This window comes from Prevotella melaninogenica (genome assembly GCF_018128065.1).
Taxonomy (GTDB): domain Bacteria; phylum Bacteroidota; class Bacteroidia; order Bacteroidales; family Bacteroidaceae; genus Prevotella.
On the sequence record NZ_CP072359.1, the window covers coordinates 166,018 to 186,149 of the forward strand.

A 20,132-nucleotide genomic window follows, 5' to 3' on the forward strand; every position below is an offset into this window, starting at 1 on the left:
TCTTCATTATGGAGGAGCCTCTTTTTTTACCTATTCGTACTGCTTGCTATACCTTTCTCATATATGTATTAGCATCTTATGTCCTCATAATTATAATGGTAGTGTCTCACTTTCATTCTCATTAGCCGATGTATCACTATCCAACACCAATCGTGCTAAGGCTTAGCACCAATGGTGCTCACCATTAACACCATTGGTGCGGAGTAATAAACACGTTGGAATATACTACCAAAACAAAACCAACTTATTATTAAGAACAAGCTATGATACTAAAAACAAAATCAAATGATATGCTTAGGACCTTGGTTTTCAGAAGCAAATACAATATTGAGGCTTATATAACAAAAGGTGTATTTGCTTTGTATTTTACAAAATAAATTGTATTTTGTCATGAGAACTGAATCTTCTAACGTAAACAACAATCATAATATGAAAAGTAAAATCTTATCATTAGCCATTATCATAGCTATTACAATAATTGCATTATATTGTGTTCTGAATGGACCTGAGACGATTATCCTACATTGGAACATTAGTGGGGAGGCAGAAAGCTATGGTTCTAAGTATCTTATACTGGCACTCCCAGTTATTTCATTAATAATATTCTTGCTGATTGTCAATCAAGAAAAGCATCCATACGACACAAGTCTTGTGAGCGGAAAAACTCGAAAGAACAGGAATCCGAAAGCACTTCGTGATATAATGCCAATCCTATTGTTGGTTATATTGTATCTTACAGCATGTTCTGTCCAAATAATTTCCATGTCATCAATAGTACCCTTCTCTCTTATTATTATTGCTATAATTTTCTTTATGTATAAATCACACAAGTCGACAAAGCTATAAAAACGACCTTATTTATTTTGCATTTCGCTTGATTTAATGTATCTTTGTAGCTATGAATGCACAAGAAGCACAGAACATTAAATGGAGTGAGAATATCATCATTGTGGATGGTGATTACATAGACCATGTCGCTTTTGATCTCATTGTCAACTTTGAGCGAATGTTGAACCGTCGTATTCCTGCTGCTGATTTCAGCCAGTGGGTTGTAAACATTGCCCTTGACGGACGTTTAAAGCCAGGAAATCACGAAACACAAGTGGTTCTTTTACATGATAAGAAGAATCCTAAACTTGAGAATTTTGCCCCAGCCGATTATCTGAAAGAACTGAATGGGCAAGCATTCAAAGATTCACAGCTTGGCGAATTTATTATCAATGCCATTGCAACAGGTGTTGAAGCAGCCGAGAAAGACGATGTTCTCCTCGATCTTCTCAAGACGGTTCTTAATCATGGAGAGGTTAAACGCATTATGATTGTACCAAATGCTGAGGACAGCCATTTAATGAGTACACTTCGTTCTACCCTTCGCGATGCAGATGATGAATTAAAGCATATTACCTTGTTTGCAATGCAACCACTCGAAGGAGGTAATTTCAAACAGCAAATTTTGGGTTACTCGCTTCTTAATGCAATGGGTATATCCTCATCAGAGATTGAACAAAAGATTAAGTAAAAAATAAAGTAATAATAATAAAATAAGGATTCCCAACATTGCATTCTTTACTCTCTTCTTCGGAGAGAGAAATAGGAATAAATGATAGGGAATTGAATTGAACTATGGGAAAAGTTTTAATGATTGGCGCAGGTGGCGTAGCTACTGTAGCCGCTTTTAAGATTGTCCAGAATCAGGACGTGTTTACAGAGTTCATGATTGCCAGCCGTCGTAAGGAGAAATGTGACGAACTGGTTAAGGCAATTCATGATAAGGGCTACAAGGCTGACATCAAGACTGCGCAGGTTGATGCAGACGATGTTGAGCAGTTGAAGGAACTCTTCAATTCATTCAAGCCTGAGCTGGTTATCAATCTTGCACTACCCTATCAGGACCTCACTATCATGGATGCCTGCTTAGCTTGCGGTTGCAACTATCTTGACACCGCTAACTATGAGCCAAAAGATGAGGCACACTTCGAGTATAGCTGGCAGTGGGCTTACAAGGATAAGTTCGAGCAGGCTGGCTTGACAGCTATCCTTGGTTGTGGTTTCGACCCTGGAGTGTCACAGGCTTATACAGCATACGCAGCAAAGCATCACTTTGATGAGATTCATTATCTTGATATTGTTGACTGTAATGCAGGTAACCACCACAAGGCGTTTGCAACTAACTTCAACCCAGAAATCAATATCCGTGAGATTACCCAGAAAGGTCTTTACTACGAGAATGGCGAATGGATTGAGACTGACCCATTGGTAGTACATCAGGATATAACCTATCCAAATATTGGTCCTCGTGATTCTTATTTGATGCACCACGAAGAATTGGAGTCATTGGTTAAGAACTATCCTACGATTAAGCGTGCACGCTTCTGGATGACTTTTGGGCAGCAGTACCTCACTTACCTTGATTGTATTCAGAATCTTGGTATGAGTCGTATCGATGAGATTGAGTATGAAGCACCATTGGCTGATGGGTCTGGCAAGACAGTTAAGGTTAATATCGTTCCTTTACAGTTCTTGAAGGCAGTATTGCCTAACCCACAGGACCTCGGTGAGAACTATGATGGTGAGACTTCTATCGGCTGCCGTATTCGTGGTATCAAGGATGGTAAGGAGCAGACTTATTACATCTATAACAACTGCAAGCATCAGGATGCTTACAACGAGACAGGTATGCAGGGCGTTAGCTATACTACTGGTGTACCAGCAATGGCTGGTGCAATGATGTTCTTCAAGGGTCTTTGGCGTAAGCCCGGAGTCTGGAATGTGGAAGACTTCGACCCAGATCCATTCTTGGAGGTACTCAATAAGCAGGGCTTACCTTGGCATGAAGAGTTTGGTGGTGATTTAGAACTATAAGAAGATGGCTTGCTCTTTGGACTTTATTGAATTTGTCAGTAGTCAGATAGCTGCTGCAGGGACTGTAAGATACAGGAAGATGTTCGGTGAATACATGATTTATGTTGACGAAAAGCCTGTTATCATAGTTTGTGACAATATACCTTATGTCAAAGAACACGAGGCAATTAAGTCAATGATGCTATCTGCCGAACGTGGATTCCCTTATGAAGGAGCTAAGGAACACTACGTTTTAGATGTTTCAAGGTCTGATTTTGCTGTCAAGGTTGTTAAGGTCTTGGCAGAAGTGTTACCTTATCCAAAGAGTAGAAAGAAGAATAAATAATATTTTATCAATCAGAAAAAAAGATAATAGTATATGGCAAAAGAAGATACAGGTACGACATCGGCAGCTGAAGGTAAGTTGAAAGCATTGCAAGCTGCAATGTCTAAGATAGAAAAAGACTTTGGTAAAGGGTCCATCATGCGTATGGGCGACGAACAAATAGAACAGGTGGAGGTTATCCCAACAGGTAGTGTTGCGCTCGACACAGCACTCGGTGTGGGCGGTTATCCACGTGGTAGAATCATTGAGATTTATGGTCCGGAAAGCTCTGGTAAGACAACATTAGCTATCCATGCCATTGCTGAGGCACAGAAGCAGGGTGGTATTGCAGCCTTCATTGATGCTGAGCACGCATTCGACCGTTTCTATGCAGAGAAGTTAGGCGTAGATGTTGATAATCTTTGGATTTCACAGCCAGACAATGGTGAGCAGGCTTTAGAGATTGCAGACCAGCTAATTCGCTCTTCTGCTATTGACATTCTTGTTATCGATTCTGTTGCTGCCTTGACTCCGAAGAAGGAAATTGAGGGTGACATGGGTGACTCTGCAGTTGGTTTACAGGCAAGATTGATGAGTCAGGCATTGCGTAAACTTACTTCAACTATCGCAAAAACTAATACTTGCTGCATCTTCATCAACCAGTTGCGTGAGAAGATTGGCATGATGTTTGGTAATCCAGAGACAACAACAGGTGGTAACGCACTGAAGTTCTATAGCTCTGTACGCCTTGACATCCGTCGTGTTACATCTATCAAGGATGGCGATCAAGTTATCGGTAATCAGGTTCGTGTGAAGATTGTAAAGAACAAGGTTGCTCCTCCTTTCCGCAAGGCAGAGTTCGAGATTACCTTCGGTGAGGGTATTTCAAAGATTGGTGAGATTGTTGACTTGGGCGTTCAGTATGGTATCATTCAGAAGAGTGGTAGCTGGTTTAGCTATAACGGAACTAAACTCGCACAGGGTCGTGATGCTACCAAGACAATGATTAAGGATAATCCAGAACTTGCAGAAGAACTGGAAGGCTTGATTAAGAACGCTATCGTCGAGCAGACAAAGTAATAAGTACGAACCTATGGTGTCTTGAATGTTACTCCTTCGATGAAGTTTATTCTTGACACCATAGATTTTTTAATCAACATGGGTTTTCTGTTTAATTACTCTTTATAAGGAACACATCTAATCATAAAAATATTCAATTCCACTTATGTTGTCATTCTCTTCTCTTGATTACAACGAGCGTAAAATTCTTATGCTAATGGCTTATTTTTACAAATATGGTCAGAATAAGATAAAACTATCAAAGTTGTTGAAAAAGATAATGTCGTCTCCTTTTTCCGATTCAGCATTTGAAAAGTTAAAAATAAGGTCTGCTGATAGAAGAAAATCATCAATACTATGGGGCTACAGATCTTTTATACATAAATCAGGATTTGTTGATACCTGCTCTCGTTGAACTTTTCAAGAAAGAGAACAGATATTTATTAAAGGATATTCGCGAACTTTATAGGAGGACTTATGCTAACGACAAACCGGCTCCTTTGGTAGGTTTAATAATCTATTGTATTGCACCTAAAGCAGTGGAGGCGACGACAACCTCCTATGAGGCAATCATGCACAGCTTATATGCTTGTTGTTATCATTTGATTGACAAGATAGAGCACAAGGCTTTCTTTCAATCAATGCCCGATGATATGTTTGCTCATGTCCTGAATGCAATCTTTCAGAGGTCAATGTATCAGAACAGACTATTGGATTGGGAATATTTAAAAGACCTTGTTATCAACCATAAAACACCAATTAGAGTTGAAAGAAGAAAAGAACCAATAGAATCCATCTTTGCTTTCTATTATTATTTAGCAACAGGTAAAATCTTCCTTGATTCCAAGACATCGAAAGACGATATCTTTACTCTCCAGATAGCTGCGATTTATGCATTGTATAAAGGAGATTATCCTTTAGCCAACAAGCTGTATACCAAAGTGATGACAGCCTACAACAAGATAACCATTGTTAAAGGCATTTTCAAAAATCCTGTTGGCAATTATTATTTCGCACTTACAAATATCTTTACTAATACAGAGGCATCTCTAAAGAAATTAGAAATAATGATGAGGCGCAATGGAGAAAGGACCTATACGCAAAATTACTTTCTGATTGAACCATTAAAAGTTATTTCTATAATAAAATTGATGCGAAAATACCAGAAAAGAACTATCTTGATGCATGCAAAGATACAGATATGCGGATGGTGGCTTGGCTTACTTGGAAGATGTATGAGCGTTTCGGAATACTTCCAGATGGAGCAACTAAACCTACCGACACTCCAAACTGGGCTTTCTTACAACAGGAGACTGGTATCATGGGCGACAACTCATCAGCTGATGAATTAAGAAAAAACTTCGGTGAAACATCTCTATTAAGCCGTTTGGAGATTAAATCACTTTGGCAGCTTCGTCTTGAAACACTTATTGCAGAGAATCAACAAGATGAGAATAAAACTGCAGAAACAATTCATGACACAATGCTTATCTACCTTCTCCGTTATGGGATTTTTGTCCCTGTGCTCAAACGAAGACTGAAGAATGGTAGTTGGTCTGTGGGTAAGGAGCTGTCTGTACGTGAACTCATACAACTGGATGTTCCATGCTTGGATAGTATTGATCAGCGGATTAAAGCTGGAATCTCTTCATGGGAATATAGTATTTACATTGAAAAGTATATATATCTTTTTGTTGATTGCGACCACGTTTATACAGGCTCTGCTTATGACTTCCAGCCTATAAAGATTCATAAGGACAACCCTCATCTTATCATTGATAAAAATGCAAATGGTTCTTTCAAAGTATCTACAAATGTAAAAGAATTGCAGAATGGTGAAAGATCATCTTTCTTTCTAAAGAAGAATTCTGAAACAGACTATTCTGTCTTCATTCCATCTGACTTTGAATATAAGATCTATAAAGAAATATTAGCACAGGAAACTTATCCTGCTGAAGCGGAGTCCTTGCTCATTCAACTGATTAAGACTGTTGGCGGAAAAACAGAAATACACTCTAACATGGTAGCTGAGCTTGACGATTTAGAGCGTATTGATGTACAACCATGTATTACGCTTCGCGTTATATCTTCTGCTGACAACAGTTTTAAGCTTGCTGCCATGGTGCATATCTCTGATAGTCTTTGCTATGTGCCTGGGAAAGGGAATGTCACCACTATTGCCGAACAAGAGGGTAAGAAAGTACAATTGGTTCGTAATCTAAAGAATGAACGTGACAACCTTAAAATGATAAGCGAAGGGTTGGCTGAAGTTGAATTCTTAGAAGAAGGCGAAACATGGAAACCACAAAGTATTTCGGAAACGATAACACTTCCTATCAACACGTTCTTACCTTTCATTCAATGGTGTAAGGAACACAAAGAGGTCTGTGCAATGGAATGGGCTGAAGGCAGTAAGATAAAGTTTTATCCTGGCATCAGCAGCAGTTCTGCTCAAATTTCATTCAAGTCAAAGAATGGTTGGTTTGAGGTGGAAGGTGATGTTGAACTCAGCGAAGGACACATTATTTCACTCCAGAAGTTGCTCGAAGTAATGCATCAAAGTGCTCAGCAGAAGTATATACGCATTAGTGATAATGAATTCATAACACTAAGCAACCAACTTTCACGTATTCTTAAACGACTTGACACAGTAACGACAGAAAGCCGTTCACATCTGCAGATGGCACCAGCCGCCGTGGCTTTGTTAGGCGATTTGTGGAACGATGAGGCGTTGAACATTCAGAATAATGATAGTATTAAAGCTTTACGCCAACGCATTGAAGAGAGTAGCAAAAAAGTCCCTTCCGTACCTAAGACCTTACAAGCACAGCTACGCGACTATCAGGAAGAGGGATTTGAATGGATGTCAAGGTTGACAGCATGGGGAGCAGGCGTATGCCTTGCTGATGATATGGGATTGGGTAAGACCATTCAAACTATCACCTTGCTGCTTGAACAGAGCGAAAACGGACCATCATTGATTGTCGCGCCATCCTCTGTCGTACCTAACTGGCGGAATGAGCTTCAACGTTTCGCACCATCATTAAACCTCACCATTCTCAATCAGAGTGAGGACCGTTCAAAGGAGATCAAGGATGCAAAAGCTGGAGATGTCATTATCACAACCTATGGTATATTGAATATACAACAAGAAGACCTTGCAGGAAGAGAGTGGAATGTGGTTTGTCTTGACGAGGCACATACCATCAAGAATGCCAACACTAAGATGTCAAAGTCAGCTATGCAGTTGAACGCACAACGTAAGATTATCCTTACGGGTACACCTATTCAGAACCATTTGGCCGAGTTATGGAATCTATTCCAGTTTATTAATCCTGGCCTTTTGGGAAGTGCAGAACAGTTTAAGAAGAAGTTTATCCTGCCCATTGAAGGAGATAACGACAAAGCACGTCAAAGTCAGTTACGCCGTCTAATCTCTCCTTTCCTTTTACGCAGAACGAAAGCAGAAGTTATTGACGAGTTACCAGCAAAGAACGAAATAAAGCTCCCTGTCGAACTATCATCGGAAGAGATGGCTATGTATGAGGTTAAAAGACGTGAGGCAGAGGCTATGATTCTTGAAAACAAGACTGACAAAGTGAGTACGTTGGCTGAGATTACTCGTTTGCGTCAGATGGCATGCAGCTGTTCGTTGGTGGACAAGAAATGGAAGCTACCAAGCAGCAAGGTCTTAGCTTTCATTGATCTGGCTGAAAGTCTTAATGATAGTGGTAATCGTGCACTTGTCTTCAGTCAGTTTACCAGTTTCTTTGAGGAGGTAAAGAAGGCTATGAATAAGGCAAAGCTCCCTTATCTTTATCTTGACGGAAGCACACCGATGGCTACGCGTGAAAAGTTAGTAAAGGAGTTCCAAACAGGAAAATGTCCTTTCTTCCTTATCAGTCTAAAGGCTGGAGGATTGGGATTAAACCTTACGGGAGCTAACTATGTTATTCATCTTGACCCTTGGTGGAATCCTGCTATCGAACAGCAGGCTACTGACCGTGCCTATCGTATCGGTCAAAAACAAGAGGTGACAGTATATCATCTTATTAGTCAGCATACGATAGAAGAGAAAATCCTACGTTTACATAAGACAAAGCGTAACCTTTCCGACTCACTTCTTGAGGGTTCTGATATGTCTCACGCAATGACACAGGAAGAACTACTCGAATTGCTGCAAGATAACAGATAAGAAGGAAAATGAGAGAAAACATATTAAGATACTACTATATGTTTAATAGAGGTTTGCTGTCATTTTAACATTTACTCATAACAAGCTGGAAATAAGGGTCTTACTTTTTAGTTTTGCATGACAGAAATGACAGCAAACTCAGTTTTATCTTCAGTTGCTTCAAGAAATAAGTATCAACGAATAGGGATGCACAAGTATATGCATCCCTATTTTTGTATTCAGATTGCGAGAATGAAAATCTTCACTCTCACTTATTACGCTTTTAGCAAAGTCACTATTGTTGCGCTTTCTCCCACTCTTTCTCTATCTCTTCGATTGTTATTCCTAACAGAATCATCTCACGAAAGATAGCAGGAAGAGACTGGGTAAGGAAAGTCTTGCGCCGAGCAGTCATGATTTGCTCGCGTGCACCAGCTGAGACGAAGTAGCCAAGTCCACGCCGATTGTAGATTATCTCCTCACGAGAGAGTAGCTCGTAGGCTTTCACTGCTGTGTTGGTATTCACCTGCAGCATAACGGCATACTCCCGGACTGACGGTATTCGGTCGTCAGCTTTATATGTTCCGGCTATAATCTCATCGCAAAGACGGTCAGCCATTTGCTCATAGATAGCCTTGTTATTTTCAAAATTCATAAGCCTTAATATTTAATCAGCGCTTTATCAAAAATTCCTCCAACGGTTGTTGATAACCTGCAGGTGTGTGTAGAGTTTGTAAGAACTCCAGTACATCAAGACTGTTAATCCGATACAGATGAGGTTGCTTATAACAGTGGTGAGTGCATTATCAGCTAAGACAAGCTCGTAGTCAGTATGTTCGTAAAGGAGATAGGCAAAAGTCGTGAGGCTTATTGCAATGCCGATAATGATGACAAATAAGCTGATTAGCGTCTTCAACCATGCAGCCTTGCGGAAGAACATACCACCTAAGAGTGCGAATGAATTGGTAAGAAGAACTATTTCTGCCCTAACCCATAATGGAGAACCTATTCTTAAACTTTGGCAGTATTCATACCACGTTGCGACCAAGGAAGCTCTTCCACCATAGAAAATAAGCATTGTTGTCAGCTGTTGCAATCCATCGGCAGCGATAAAGGCGATGGCAATAAGCAATGGATAAACCACGGAAACGAGTATAACACGTGCGAGGAACTTCTCAAGATTTGTGGCAGGCAACATCATTTCATTTATACGTTGCTGCCGTTTGCCGAGGTCGCTGATAATAAATGTAGCTATTATAAAGAATGACATTGCAAATACTACACTGATAAAAGGTGAATTTCCCCATAACCTAATTCTTATATCAGCATCTGACATAGGCTGTCTGTTAAAGAACGGAAAAAACATTATTGCAATGACAAAGAAACCTATAAGGAAACCAGCGAAGAGTTTGATGATAGAGCGGCGACGAACCAGGATGAGCCGGCTCATTACTTTACAGAAGCGGTTTATATCAAATTTTTTCATATTTATATCCTCCTTATGTTTATTTAATTCTTGTTGTTTCATCTTTGATAACGGCTTTACCCTCTGTTATCGTTTGTATAGGCTGACGTGTTGTTCCCGTGACCTTGCCATCAGCATTACCCATTATATAGAAGGATGCTGTATCTGTGCGGTTGAAGTTTACTGCTAAGTCTGCATTCCCCGGAACAGCAAAGCGGGCTTTCTTAGCTGTCAGATTTCTTATTTTCAGGTCAGCATTACCTGCTATGGAGAAAGAGGTATTATCTATATGCCCTGAGTTCAGTCTTATTTTACCATTCCCAGAGATATCAAAATTGGCTTGCTTAGCGGTTAGGCTCTTAATATTTATACCAATATCATCAGCTATGACAAAGTTCAATTGATTAATTCTCATCTTATTTATAGTAACATTACAACCAAAATCAGAATTAATTATCAGATTATCAAGTGTAATAGAGTCTGAAAAAATAATAGGGTTAGAACCTTCCAAGTTCATGTGTGTTAAGGTGGGAGCAGTAATATAAACTTCAATATTGCTATTCACTTTCTCCATGCTAAAGGGAAAGAATAGCTGACCAAATGCAGAATCTGGGTTCTTCATTTGTACAGTCAATTTGCCATCAATGACATCAAAATCCAAATATGAAAGCAATCTTTCCTGTCCTTTAACCTTTATACTGCATTCCTTGCCTTGTATGATATGAACTGGAACTAATGCTGCAACCTCTAATTCCTGGAACTTTTCAACAGAAATATTCTTGGTTACGACCTTACCAAAATCCCCTTTCTTGCGAATACAAGAACTGAAAAGGAATAGGCAAGCAGCGAAAACAAGGCTGAGATTAATGATTTTTGCAAATGTTGTCTTCATAATGATATTCCTCCTTCTTTTATTTTAGTTTACCTGTTGTTGCTGCATTGAACAACAATTCAAGATTGATAGTAGTCTCATTGTCACCCTTCTGACGTCGTGCAATCACATTGTTGCCTTGAATGGATGGCTCTGCATAGAGTACGCTGTCATCCATCTCGTTAGGTTGACGGATGCCGAAGGTGTAATCATTTGTTATATCCTCAGTTGATGCGTTCACAATTATTTGTGAATTGTCAAGGATGATGATATGGTCAAGCAACTGCTCAACGTCATGCACCTGATGGGTAGAGATAATCAGCGATGAATCTTCTGCCATATTGCCTGCCACAACCTTACGGAAGAGTGCCTTTGATGGAATATCAAGACCATTAGTTGGCTCATCCATCAGAAGAAGACGACAACCAGTAGCAAGTGCAAAACTCATATACACCTTCTTTTTCTGTCCCATAGAGAGTTGCTTAAAGTCAACATCAACGGACATCTCAAAGTCTGTCAAGCACTTCTCAAGAACCTCCTCGCTGAATTGAGGGTAGAAGTCTTCATGAATCTTTGCATACTTACTGAGTGACATACTGGGCAAATCGTACTCCTCTGGAACAATATATAGCTCCTGCAACATTTCTGGATAACGACATGAAGCAGTGTAACCATCAACGATAACCCTACCCTTCTTAGGTTTCAGAAGTCCAGCTATAAGATAAAGCAGCGTACTCTTTCCCATTCCATTCTTACCTAAGAGACCGTAAATTCGGTTCTCATTGAGTTGTAGATTCAGCCCTTTAAACACGTTGTGTTTGCTTTTCGGATAGCTGAAAGTCAGTTCATTTACTTGAATCATAAGGCTTTTCCTTTTTAATAGATTGAATTTTATAAAGTCTTTTACTATCTCTTAATTTATCAATTTGCGTGTACCACTTTAATAGTACACTGCAAATGTAAGACTAAAAAACTATACTTGCAAATATTTTTGCAAAAAATCTATCCCCAAGGTTCAAGAAAAGGCGAAATAGCGTGAATTATTTGTGAGTCAGTCGGTTCTGACTTTCGAGCCTTTCAGTGCAAAACCTCGAAAAGACGGGTTTGTACCAACTTCGGACAGAGCAGCGTTACCAAAATATTACCACCTTCTTTGCAAGTGAGGATTGGGAAAAGCGGTAACGAACAGTGCAAAATCCGACCTGAATTTCGGGGATTACCTCCCGCAAAGGTACTTCGATGAAAGGAAACAGGCAAATAAATTGCGGACTGTTTCTTTACCATTGAACGACAATATTTTGCATAGCAACAAATAACCTGACAATGAATAGTTTTGTAAACCGTAAAAAGTCAGAGTTATGCGTAGTACGTTTAAGGTTCTGTTCTACCTCAAAAAGAACGCCCCCAAGAAGAACGGTTTCGTTCCCGTGATGTATCGTATCACCATTGACGGTACGATAGCCCAGTTCAGTTGCAAATGCGACATCCATCCCGACTTGTGGGATATCAAGAGCAACCGCGCTTCGGGAAAAAGTGCCGTTGCGTTGGAAACCAACCGTTTCTTGGACAAGGTACGTGTCGGCATCAATGCCAAATACAAGGAGATAGCCGAGCGGGATAACTATGTCAATGCCGAGAAAGTGAAGAATGCTTTCTTGGGTTTGGAGATGCGGCATGAAATCTTGCTGAAAGTCTTTGCCCAGCACAATGAGGACTTCGCCAAACAAGTAGATGCGGGCTTGCGAAGCCAATCCACCTACAACAAGTATTGCACGGTCTATAAACATTTGGAGGAGTTCATCAAGACCTGCTACCGTGTCAGCGACATTGCTTTGAAAGAACTCACTCCGGCTTTCATTACCGATTTCGACATCTTCCTGCGCACCGAAAAGCAATGCTGTAACAACACGGTATGGAGTTACATGATGCCCCTGCGCCGTATGATTACCATTGCCCAGAATCACGGATGGATAGTTCGTGACCCGTTCGTAGATTACAGCATATCCGCCGAGAGTACCGACAGGGACTATCTGACCAAGGATGAAATCCGCAGGCTGTTGGATTTGAAATTCAGGCGTAAATCAATGGAGCTGGTTCGGGACTTGTACGTCTTCTGCTGTTTTACAGGCTTGTCCTTTACCGATATGAAGAACCTAACCAAAGATAACCTTCAGACTTCCTTTGACGGTAAACTCTGGATTATGACCAAGCGACAAAAGACAGGTGTGGAGTCCAATATTATGCTTTTGGATATTCCGAAGCAGATTATCGAGAAGTACGATGGCATGGCGAGGGAGGATTACCTCCTGCCCGTTCCGCAGTATATTACCGCCTGCAAGAACATCAAGAAAATCATCGAACTCTGCGGTATCGAAAAAGAGATTACGTGGCATACCAGCCGCCATACTATGGCGACGGAAATCTGCCTGACCAACGGCGTTCCCATCGAAACCCTCTCCAAGATGCTCGGACACACGAATATTCGCACCACGCAGATTTACGCCAAAATCACCCATGAAAAGGAAAGTCAGGACATGGCGGCACTCTCCGACAAACTGAGTAAGATAGAGCAGTTCAATGGTATTACTATATAATGCAGTTCAATGGTATTACTATATAATAAGGAGGACGAACGATGAAAAGAGAAATCATAACCATTGGAGAAAACGGAAAAATACATATCCCGACAACTCCCGTTTGGATGTCGGCTTGCGAAATAGCCGATTTATTCGGCGTATTCTCCGGCAAGGTAAGCAGCCACATCAAATCTATCTTCAAAGTTGGTTTGCTCAGAGAAGACGAAGTGAAGCGAACCTTATCTTTCAAGGGCGGTGCGGTGGATTTATACAACCTTGAAATGATTACGATGCTGTCATTTCGCTTTGCTTCTCCACAAGCCAAGAGTTTCCGTCAATGGATAATCGGAAGACTGACCGAAAAGAAGAGAACAAGTCCTCCATTACTTATATGTTATGACAAAGGTGGATGGTACAACTGAATATGAGAACAGGCAGTAAGAGAGGAGTTTCTTACCGCCTGTTGCTCTGTCAAGGCTTCTCAAACCGAGGGCGATAATTCTCCTGCAACAGTTTTTCCACATCTTCTTCCCGGTAGAGTACCTTTCCGCCTAACTTAACAAAGGAGATTCTTCCCATGTTGCGATAATCCTGCAACGTGCGCCGGTTGATATGCAACAGACGGGACAGTTCATCGTCCGTTAGATAGCGATGCCCGTTAAGCAGAGGTCTGTTCTTTTTCCGCAGGACATCTATCCCCTTTATCATACGGTCGCTCGCGTTGAGAAAGTGCGCAATCTCTTCATTGTTCTTGGTCTTTACGTCGTTGTCCATATTTTACATCGGATTTAGTGGTGATACTATTCATTGGTCATAAAGCAGAGGATTGTTCGAGCAGTTTCCCGACATCCTCCGGCTTGTAGAACATCTTATACCCTATTTGCGTATAGGGCAACATCCGGTTGCTGCGGTAAGTTTGCAGGGTACGCAAACTGATGTTCAGGATTTGGCAGACATCCTGATTGTCCAGCCACCTGCCCATACGCTTTTCGTCACACTCCCGACACAGGGCATCGACCTTGGCGGTCAGAATGCAGAAACGCTCCATCATGGCTTCATACGTTTTCTTCTCGATTGCTATTACTTCCATATATCAATTTTTTATTTGGATATTACGATATGCAAATGTAATGACAGTGCATGTGAGAAAGAGATACTTTCATCTAACTGCGTGCTTGTGGCTTTGATATGACAGCCTGTGTCTTCGGGTTTGAATATTCGACAATAAAAATCTCTATTCAGTACATATTTAGCATACAATCCAAACGATTTCAATGCCCGAACTTTGCACCATAATCAAATTAAAAAGAACGATGGATGTCATTACAATTGAGAGTAAAGCCTACCACGATTTGGTAGGTAAGATAGAGAAGATACTCCGATATATGGAGAAAGAGGAACAGGCGAAGGAAGAATATGAAAACCGCCTGATAACCAACAAGGACTTAGCCGAAATACTCGGCATCAGCCAACGCACCTTTCAGCGGCTGCGGAGTTCGGAACGTATCGGCTACAAGATTATCCTTGGACGATGCTATTATGACTTGAAAGACATAGAGGAAGCGATACACAAGAAAAGCCTGTACTGCAACCCTCAAAACATCAAAGAGCTGAGACAGAATTTCCTGCTTAAAACCAAGAGAACGAACTAGCGTATGGAACTATTGGACAAAGAAACTTTTCTTGAATGGATGGACCGGATCATGAGCCGTTTCGACCATCTGAAGCAGACCATTCCCGATATTCCCCAATGTCCGATGCTCAACGGCGAGCCGCTCTTGGACAATCAGGAGGTCTGTATGATGCTGCAAGTCAGCAAGCGAACCTTGCAGCGTTACCGAGATTCGGGGACGCTGCCTTTCCACATCATCTACCATAAGACATGGTATTTGGAGTCGGAGATAACCGCCTTTATGAAACATCATTTCACAGAGAACATGAAAAGGAAACGCAAGAGAAAGGCAAGGGGATAAAATACGTTGCTTATAATCTTGTAAATTAATCACACGATTATAGAATATCACATTTGTAATATTAGTATAGAAATTGTTGAACAAACGGTAACAGGAATAATGAAAGACATTAATTCATTTTTTTTCATAGTTGAATTACGACAATATTTTTCTCAACGTATAGTCTATTTTTCATTATTTAATCAAATACTTTGCCGAATTCATCTGCAAAAAAAATATATTTCCGTAACTTTGTCCACTGTGAATATTGCACCAATTTATTTGTAATCTTTCAGTATTAAATACATTAAGAGTTACAATAGCACTCTATTCTTCTAACTTAGGCAATTTAATTTCATCGGATTCACGTTAAGTTAAAGTCACATGTGGTATGAAAATGGCAAACTTGAGAATAGTCAATCCTATACTAACGTATGAGGTAATATGACCGTTGTGACTAATTAGTTGATGTTGAGATATAAAATCATTAGGAAATTATTATTTTAAAAGCTGCATTATGAAAAATATAGATTTCAATAATATTCGACTTGTCAATGGATCATTAAACGATGGGTTCGAGGAATTTGTGTGCCAATTGGCACGCAAAGAGGACATTACATACATAAAAAAATTTGTGCGGAATGGTAAGCCGGATGGAGGTGTAGAGTGTTATTGGATTCTAGAAGATGGTAGCCTAATAGCCTGGCAGGCTAAATATTTTTGTAATGCTTTTGATAATTCTCAGTATCAGCAGATAGATAATTCTGTGAAGGAGGCTTTAAGTGCGTATCCCAATCTGAAGAAATACATTATTGCTGTCCCTATAGATCCTTCTGATGCTCATATTTCTGGTAGGAAGAGTATGAAAGAGTATGAAAGAGCGTATCAATGGTTATATAGATAGATGGCAGAAGATAAATGCCAATGTTACTTTTGAGTTTTGGTGGTCATCAGATCTTATAGCAAGACTTCAAATCCCTTCCAATCAAGGACTACTTCGTTTTTGGTTTGGTAATAATGAATTCACAGATGACAATTTTTTATTATTTAACAAGGCGTCCATCCTAGACCTTGGCAATCGCTATACACCCAAGTTAAATATAGAGGTAAGTTCAGCCCAATATTTTGCAGTCCTCTCACGAGGTAAATCCTTTAAAGAATTCCTTAACACTGAACTGAAAAAAGCCGAATCAGCTTGTCAAAAGATAGAAAAGAATGAAAAATGTCAAGAAGCCACAGAGAGGGTTATAGACGTCAGGGAAAGTGTCGAGCGAATTAAAGAAGTTGATATTTTAGGAATTGAAAAAATTCCTATAGATGATTTTTTGTTATCGTTGATGTCCTTAGCGAATACCGTACAGGACATTTATTATAATCTTATAGAAAAGGATATTAGCCAAAATATTAATAGGGAAATCCAAAAAATCTATGAATTAAGTGTAGATCTTTTGAATGTCTACAACGGTCTTCATCAAGAAGTCATGAAATTGGTTAATGATCCAGTACTGATTCTAGAAGGTGATGCAGGTGTTGGTAAATCTCATTTGCTAGCTGATATTGTAGAGAAGCGTAAGAATGATAAATTGGATAGTTTGTTATTGTTAGGACAAAAGTTCACAACAGACGAAGAACCTTTTACTCAGATAATGAGAATGCTTAATTTTGACGGATCTTCTGAAGAATTGTTAGAAACGCTTGAAGCTAAGGCAGAGATATCTGGGCATAGGTTAGTTGTATTCATAGATGCTATTAATGAGGGACATGGACTGAATATATGGCCAAACTGTATACGAAGTTTTATTGAGTCTTTCCGTGCGCATCCATGGTTAGGATTAGTCTTAAGTATACGTACATCATATGTACCAGCAATTATTCCTCGGGATGAATTCGGATATGATTATTGTGTAAGGGCAATTCATAGAGGTTTTGGTGCGAATACCCGAAAGGCTGTCTTGACATATTTTAAGGAGTACAATATTTTGTATCCGTCGGTTCCTCTACTAAACCCTGAGTTTCGGAATCCTTTGTTCTTGCATTTGTTTTGTGAAGGCATGCAGAAGAATGGTTACCATAAAATACCTGATGGTATAAGGGGTATCTCTTCAGTAATTAAATTATTTTTTGATGGTGTTGAGAAGTCTATCAGGTCTCATATCCGAAATTCATCATCTATAAGTGTGGTCGAGAAAGCTGTTCACAGGTATATTGAATACTTGACAGAGAATGGTTGTCATGAATTATCAGTAGATGAAGCAAGCGAAATATTATCGGAAATAAGTCCGCGAACTTTCAAAGAGGGGGAACTTGTCGATTTATTGATTTCAGAAGGTGTTTTTAGTAAGAACATCTTCTATGACGAAGATGGTGGAGACGTTGAAGGTATCTATCTTTCATACGAGCGTTTTGAGAATATATTGCAGGCAGAATATATTATTAATAATTTGAAGATTGATTCGGTGAGCCTTATAAGTTATTTGAAAGATATCAAAAGATTAGATAAGGTTAATGGGTTGTTTGAAGCTCTAGCCATCTTACTGCCAGAACGTAGAGGACAAGAATTGTTCGATGTTCTACCACAATTTAAGGAAAAAGGATATGTAGTTAATGCTGTGCTTTCAAGTTTGTTATGGCGGGACGAAAAGACAATAGATTCTCGTCTTGATAGCTACTTCAAACAGTTTTATGGTAATAGTCGATTTATGTACCGATTTGTTCTAACAATTATAGAGATAAGCTTTAATCATAGGAATTACTTTAATGCCAACTATCTTCATCATATTCTTGCGCCAATGAAGTTAGCTGATAGAGATGCAGTGTGGATTCCCATACTGTATCAAATTTATAGTGGTCAAGATAATATTATGGAGGAGATCATAAACTGGGCATGGGATGAAAGTGATAAGATTCATATTTCCGATAAATCTGTTGAATTAGGTGTCACCTTACTTGCTTGGTTGTTAGCTAGTACAAATAGAAAGCTACGCGACACAGCTACCAAGGCTCTAATTCAGCTATTGCATAGCCGAATGAATATATTGATATCTCTATTTGAGAAATTCAAGACGGTTGATGATCCTTACATTCAAGAAAGGCTTTACTGCATCGCTTTCGGCTGTGCAGTTCGCACCACGTCAAAAGAAAGTCTTAAAGAAATAAGTCTATATGTATATAGCTCGATATTTGACGTAAAGGGCGAAATCTATCCACACATATTACTACGTGATTATGCCCGAGAGATTATAGAATATGCAATATCAATTGGAGTAGAATTAGATATTGCCCTTGACAAAATAAGACCTCCTTACAACAGTAAGTTTGAGTTCGATGTTGTTACAGAAGAAGATATTATGTCTATATTGGATAAATGTGGTAATTATAAAGGTTCGCCCGGTATGTGCGGTATGGTAATGTCTATGCTTCCTGAGCATAGCAGTCTCTCTTATGGAGATTTCGGTAGATACACCTTCCAAAGTGCATTGAGCAATTGGAAGATAGATGCAGAAAGCTTAAACTATGTAGCCATTAAACTCATTATCAATAAATATGGATATAGTGAAGACAAACATGGTGTTTTTGATAAGGTAATTGGTTCAGGAAGAGGACGAACAACGACACCCAATGAGCGAATAGGCAAGAAGTATCAGTGGCTTGCGTTTCATGAATTGTTAGCACGTGTCTCGGATAATTTCCTCAAAATAGAAGGCGCATGGAGCAATAATGTGGTGAAATATGAAGGACCATGGGATCCATTTGTACGTGATATAGACCCAACAACATTAATCCATATTAACGAATTATCCCCAGAAGATGAGTTGAAAGATAACTTCTGGTGGAGTGTTGAAAAATATGCCAACTGGGATATGGATATGGTAGACTGGCTTAATGCAGATAATGATCTACCATCGGTTGAGCCCATCATCGAAACTAAAGATTCAGATGGATGTGAATGGCTTGCTTTGGAATGCTACCCTTCATGGGAAGAACCACATTATGATAATGGTATCTATAAGAGGCTATGGTATCAGGTAAGGAGCTGCATCGTTGACGAAACAGACTTCAATCGTATTTACGAATGGGCTAGCAAACAGGATTTTGGTGGAAGATGGATGCCAGAAAACAGCGAAAGGTATGAAATGTTTTATCGTGAATACTATTGGTCTCCAGCTTATCATATCTATGACTCTGAAGGTATAACTAAAAAGGAACTCTACGATAGAAACTCTGAAGAGTTTATGGGGAATATAGAGATCACAGCTATTTATTATCTATGGGAAGCAGAAGAAGATTATTCCAAGGAAACAGCTTTCTCATGCCTTTTACCTTCAAAACAATTATTCGATGGGGTGGATATGAAGTTTACAGATAAACAAGGCATATTCTCTGATGACAACGGTAAAGTGGTTTGTTTTGACACTAGTGAAGTTGAGAAATCAAAGAAGTATTTACTTATTCGTAAGGATGCGCTACTTTCCTATCTGAAAGATAATCATAAGCGTATCTTGTGGTATGTGCTAGGTGAAAGAAACATAATTGGGCTTCATAATTACCCAGAAAATTTTCCTTCGTGGCTGGTTATTAGTGGAAATTATACATTGTCAGGAGACGGTGAGGTCACAGGGAGCCTCAGGACTAGCCATAAGTAGGTAATAATAAATGGTACACACATTCTTACAGTTTGATTACAATAAGAATATCCTACGTAACACGAACTTTAGCGAATATAGCGGAGATTAATTTGTAATCTTTTGATATTATTCATTTAGCATTACAAATAATCCCGCTACTAATCAAATTCTTATCAATATATTTTTCGACAAACTTACGTAAATAGCAATGTGACTATAGCTTTATGAGACAAATGTTCTATTA

Annotated in this window: 19 protein-coding genes; 13 read left to right on the forward strand and 6 right to left on the reverse strand. The window is 39.5% G+C overall.

Annotated features, from left to right (window positions below; all coding sequences use genetic code 11):
• Window positions 1-429: 429 nt before the first annotated feature.
• The 7 genes from J5A56_RS00750 (at window position 430) to J5A56_RS13870 (ending at window position 8,420) form a co-directional block, all read left to right on the forward strand.
• Window positions 430-846, forward strand: a complete 417-nt coding sequence (locus tag J5A56_RS00750) for a DUF1648 domain-containing protein (protein ID WP_021671406.1) — start codon at window positions 430-432, stop codon at window positions 844-846.
• 52 nt (window positions 847-898) lie between these two features.
• Window positions 899-1,519, forward strand: coding sequence for a DUF6621 family protein (locus tag J5A56_RS00755; RefSeq protein WP_021671407.1), 621 nt, complete (start codon window positions 899-901; stop codon window positions 1,517-1,519).
• 104 nt (window positions 1,520-1,623) lie between these two features.
• Window positions 1,624-2,862: a saccharopine dehydrogenase family protein gene (locus J5A56_RS00760; protein ID WP_021671408.1), complete on the forward strand. Its 1,239-nt coding sequence runs from the start codon at window positions 1,624-1,626 to the stop codon at window positions 2,860-2,862.
• Between the two features lie 4 nt (window positions 2,863-2,866).
• A complete protein-coding gene (locus tag J5A56_RS00765) occupies window positions 2,867-3,187 on the forward strand; it encodes a TfoX/Sxy family protein (RefSeq protein ID WP_021671409.1) in 321 nt (106 codons plus the stop codon).
• A 33-nt stretch (window positions 3,188-3,220) separates the two neighbouring features.
• Window positions 3,221-4,246, forward strand: a complete 1,026-nt coding sequence (gene recA, locus J5A56_RS00770; RefSeq protein WP_021671410.1) for a recombinase RecA — start codon at window positions 3,221-3,223, stop codon at window positions 4,244-4,246.
• A 371-nt stretch (window positions 4,247-4,617) separates the two neighbouring features.
• Window positions 4,618-5,577, forward strand: coding sequence for a hypothetical protein (locus J5A56_RS13315; RefSeq protein ID WP_249112041.1), 960 nt, complete (start codon window positions 4,618-4,620; stop codon window positions 5,575-5,577).
• A complete protein-coding gene (locus J5A56_RS13870; RefSeq protein WP_432757711.1) occupies window positions 5,475-8,420 on the forward strand; it encodes a DEAD/DEAH box helicase in 2,946 nt (981 codons plus the stop codon). Before J5A56_RS13315 ends, J5A56_RS13870 begins: the two co-directional genes overlap by 103 nt.
• A gap of 274 nt (window positions 8,421-8,694) precedes the next feature.
• Here the strand turns inward: J5A56_RS13870 and J5A56_RS00780 are convergent, their stop codons facing one another.
• The 4 genes from J5A56_RS00780 to J5A56_RS00795 are packed head-to-tail and all read right to left on the reverse strand — an operon-like array spanning window position 8,695 to window position 11,597.
• Entirely contained in the window at window positions 8,695-9,054 is a 360-nt protein-coding gene (locus J5A56_RS00780) for a GntR family transcriptional regulator (RefSeq protein WP_021671412.1), read from the reverse strand.
• Between the two features lie 27 nt (window positions 9,055-9,081).
• Window positions 9,082-9,885: a hypothetical protein gene (locus J5A56_RS00785; RefSeq protein WP_036919371.1), complete on the reverse strand. Its 804-nt coding sequence runs from the start codon at window positions 9,883-9,885 to the stop codon at window positions 9,082-9,084.
• A gap of 19 nt (window positions 9,886-9,904) precedes the next feature.
• Window positions 9,905-10,756, reverse strand: coding sequence for a GIN domain-containing protein (locus tag J5A56_RS00790; RefSeq protein ID WP_021671414.1), 852 nt, complete (start codon window positions 10,754-10,756; stop codon window positions 9,905-9,907).
• Window positions 10,757-10,775: 19 nt separating this feature from the next.
• Complete coding sequence (locus J5A56_RS00795) at window positions 10,776-11,597, reverse strand: ABC transporter ATP-binding protein (RefSeq protein ID WP_021671415.1); 822 nt, start codon at window positions 11,595-11,597, stop codon at window positions 10,776-10,778.
• 496 nt (window positions 11,598-12,093) lie between these two features.
• Between J5A56_RS00795 and J5A56_RS00800 the strand changes: the two genes are divergently transcribed.
• Window positions 12,094-13,329, forward strand: a complete 1,236-nt coding sequence (locus J5A56_RS00800) for a site-specific integrase (protein ID WP_211815451.1) — start codon at window positions 12,094-12,096, stop codon at window positions 13,327-13,329.
• Between the two features lie 41 nt (window positions 13,330-13,370).
• Window positions 13,371-13,733 (forward strand): hypothetical protein, encoded by a 363-nt coding sequence (locus tag J5A56_RS00805; protein WP_021672584.1) that lies wholly within the window; start codon window positions 13,371-13,373, stop codon window positions 13,731-13,733.
• Between the two features lie 49 nt (window positions 13,734-13,782).
• Here the strand turns inward: J5A56_RS00805 and J5A56_RS00810 are convergent, their stop codons facing one another.
• Both J5A56_RS00810 and J5A56_RS00815 read right to left on the reverse strand, forming a co-directional pair.
• Window positions 13,783-14,085, reverse strand: a complete 303-nt coding sequence (locus tag J5A56_RS00810) for a helix-turn-helix domain-containing protein (RefSeq protein WP_004366620.1) — start codon at window positions 14,083-14,085, stop codon at window positions 13,783-13,785.
• 37 nt (window positions 14,086-14,122) lie between these two features.
• Window positions 14,123-14,401, reverse strand: a complete 279-nt coding sequence (locus J5A56_RS00815) for a helix-turn-helix domain-containing protein (RefSeq protein ID WP_211815452.1) — start codon at window positions 14,399-14,401, stop codon at window positions 14,123-14,125.
• Window positions 14,402-14,624: 223 nt separating this feature from the next.
• Here J5A56_RS00815 and J5A56_RS00820 point away from each other — a divergent pair, with 223 nt between their 5' ends.
• The 4 genes from J5A56_RS00820 to J5A56_RS00830 all read left to right on the forward strand — a co-directional run bounded on the left by J5A56_RS00820 (window position 14,625) and on the right by J5A56_RS00830 (window position 19,906).
• Window positions 14,625-14,963: a helix-turn-helix domain-containing protein gene (locus tag J5A56_RS00820; RefSeq protein ID WP_036918446.1), complete on the forward strand. Its 339-nt coding sequence runs from the start codon at window positions 14,625-14,627 to the stop codon at window positions 14,961-14,963.
• 3 nt (window positions 14,964-14,966) lie between these two features.
• Complete coding sequence (locus J5A56_RS00825; RefSeq protein ID WP_021670546.1) at window positions 14,967-15,284, forward strand: helix-turn-helix domain-containing protein; 318 nt, start codon at window positions 14,967-14,969, stop codon at window positions 15,282-15,284.
• Between the two features lie 496 nt (window positions 15,285-15,780).
• Window positions 15,781-16,167 (forward strand): hypothetical protein, encoded by a 387-nt coding sequence (locus tag J5A56_RS13325; protein WP_021670547.1) that lies wholly within the window; start codon window positions 15,781-15,783, stop codon window positions 16,165-16,167.
• On the forward strand, window positions 16,136-19,906 hold the full coding sequence (locus J5A56_RS00830; RefSeq protein WP_021670548.1) for a hypothetical protein: 3,771 nt from the start codon (window positions 16,136-16,138) through the stop codon (window positions 19,904-19,906). The genes J5A56_RS13325 and J5A56_RS00830 overlap by 32 nt, the downstream gene beginning before the upstream one ends.
• The last annotated feature ends 226 nt before the right edge of the window (window positions 19,907-20,132 follow it).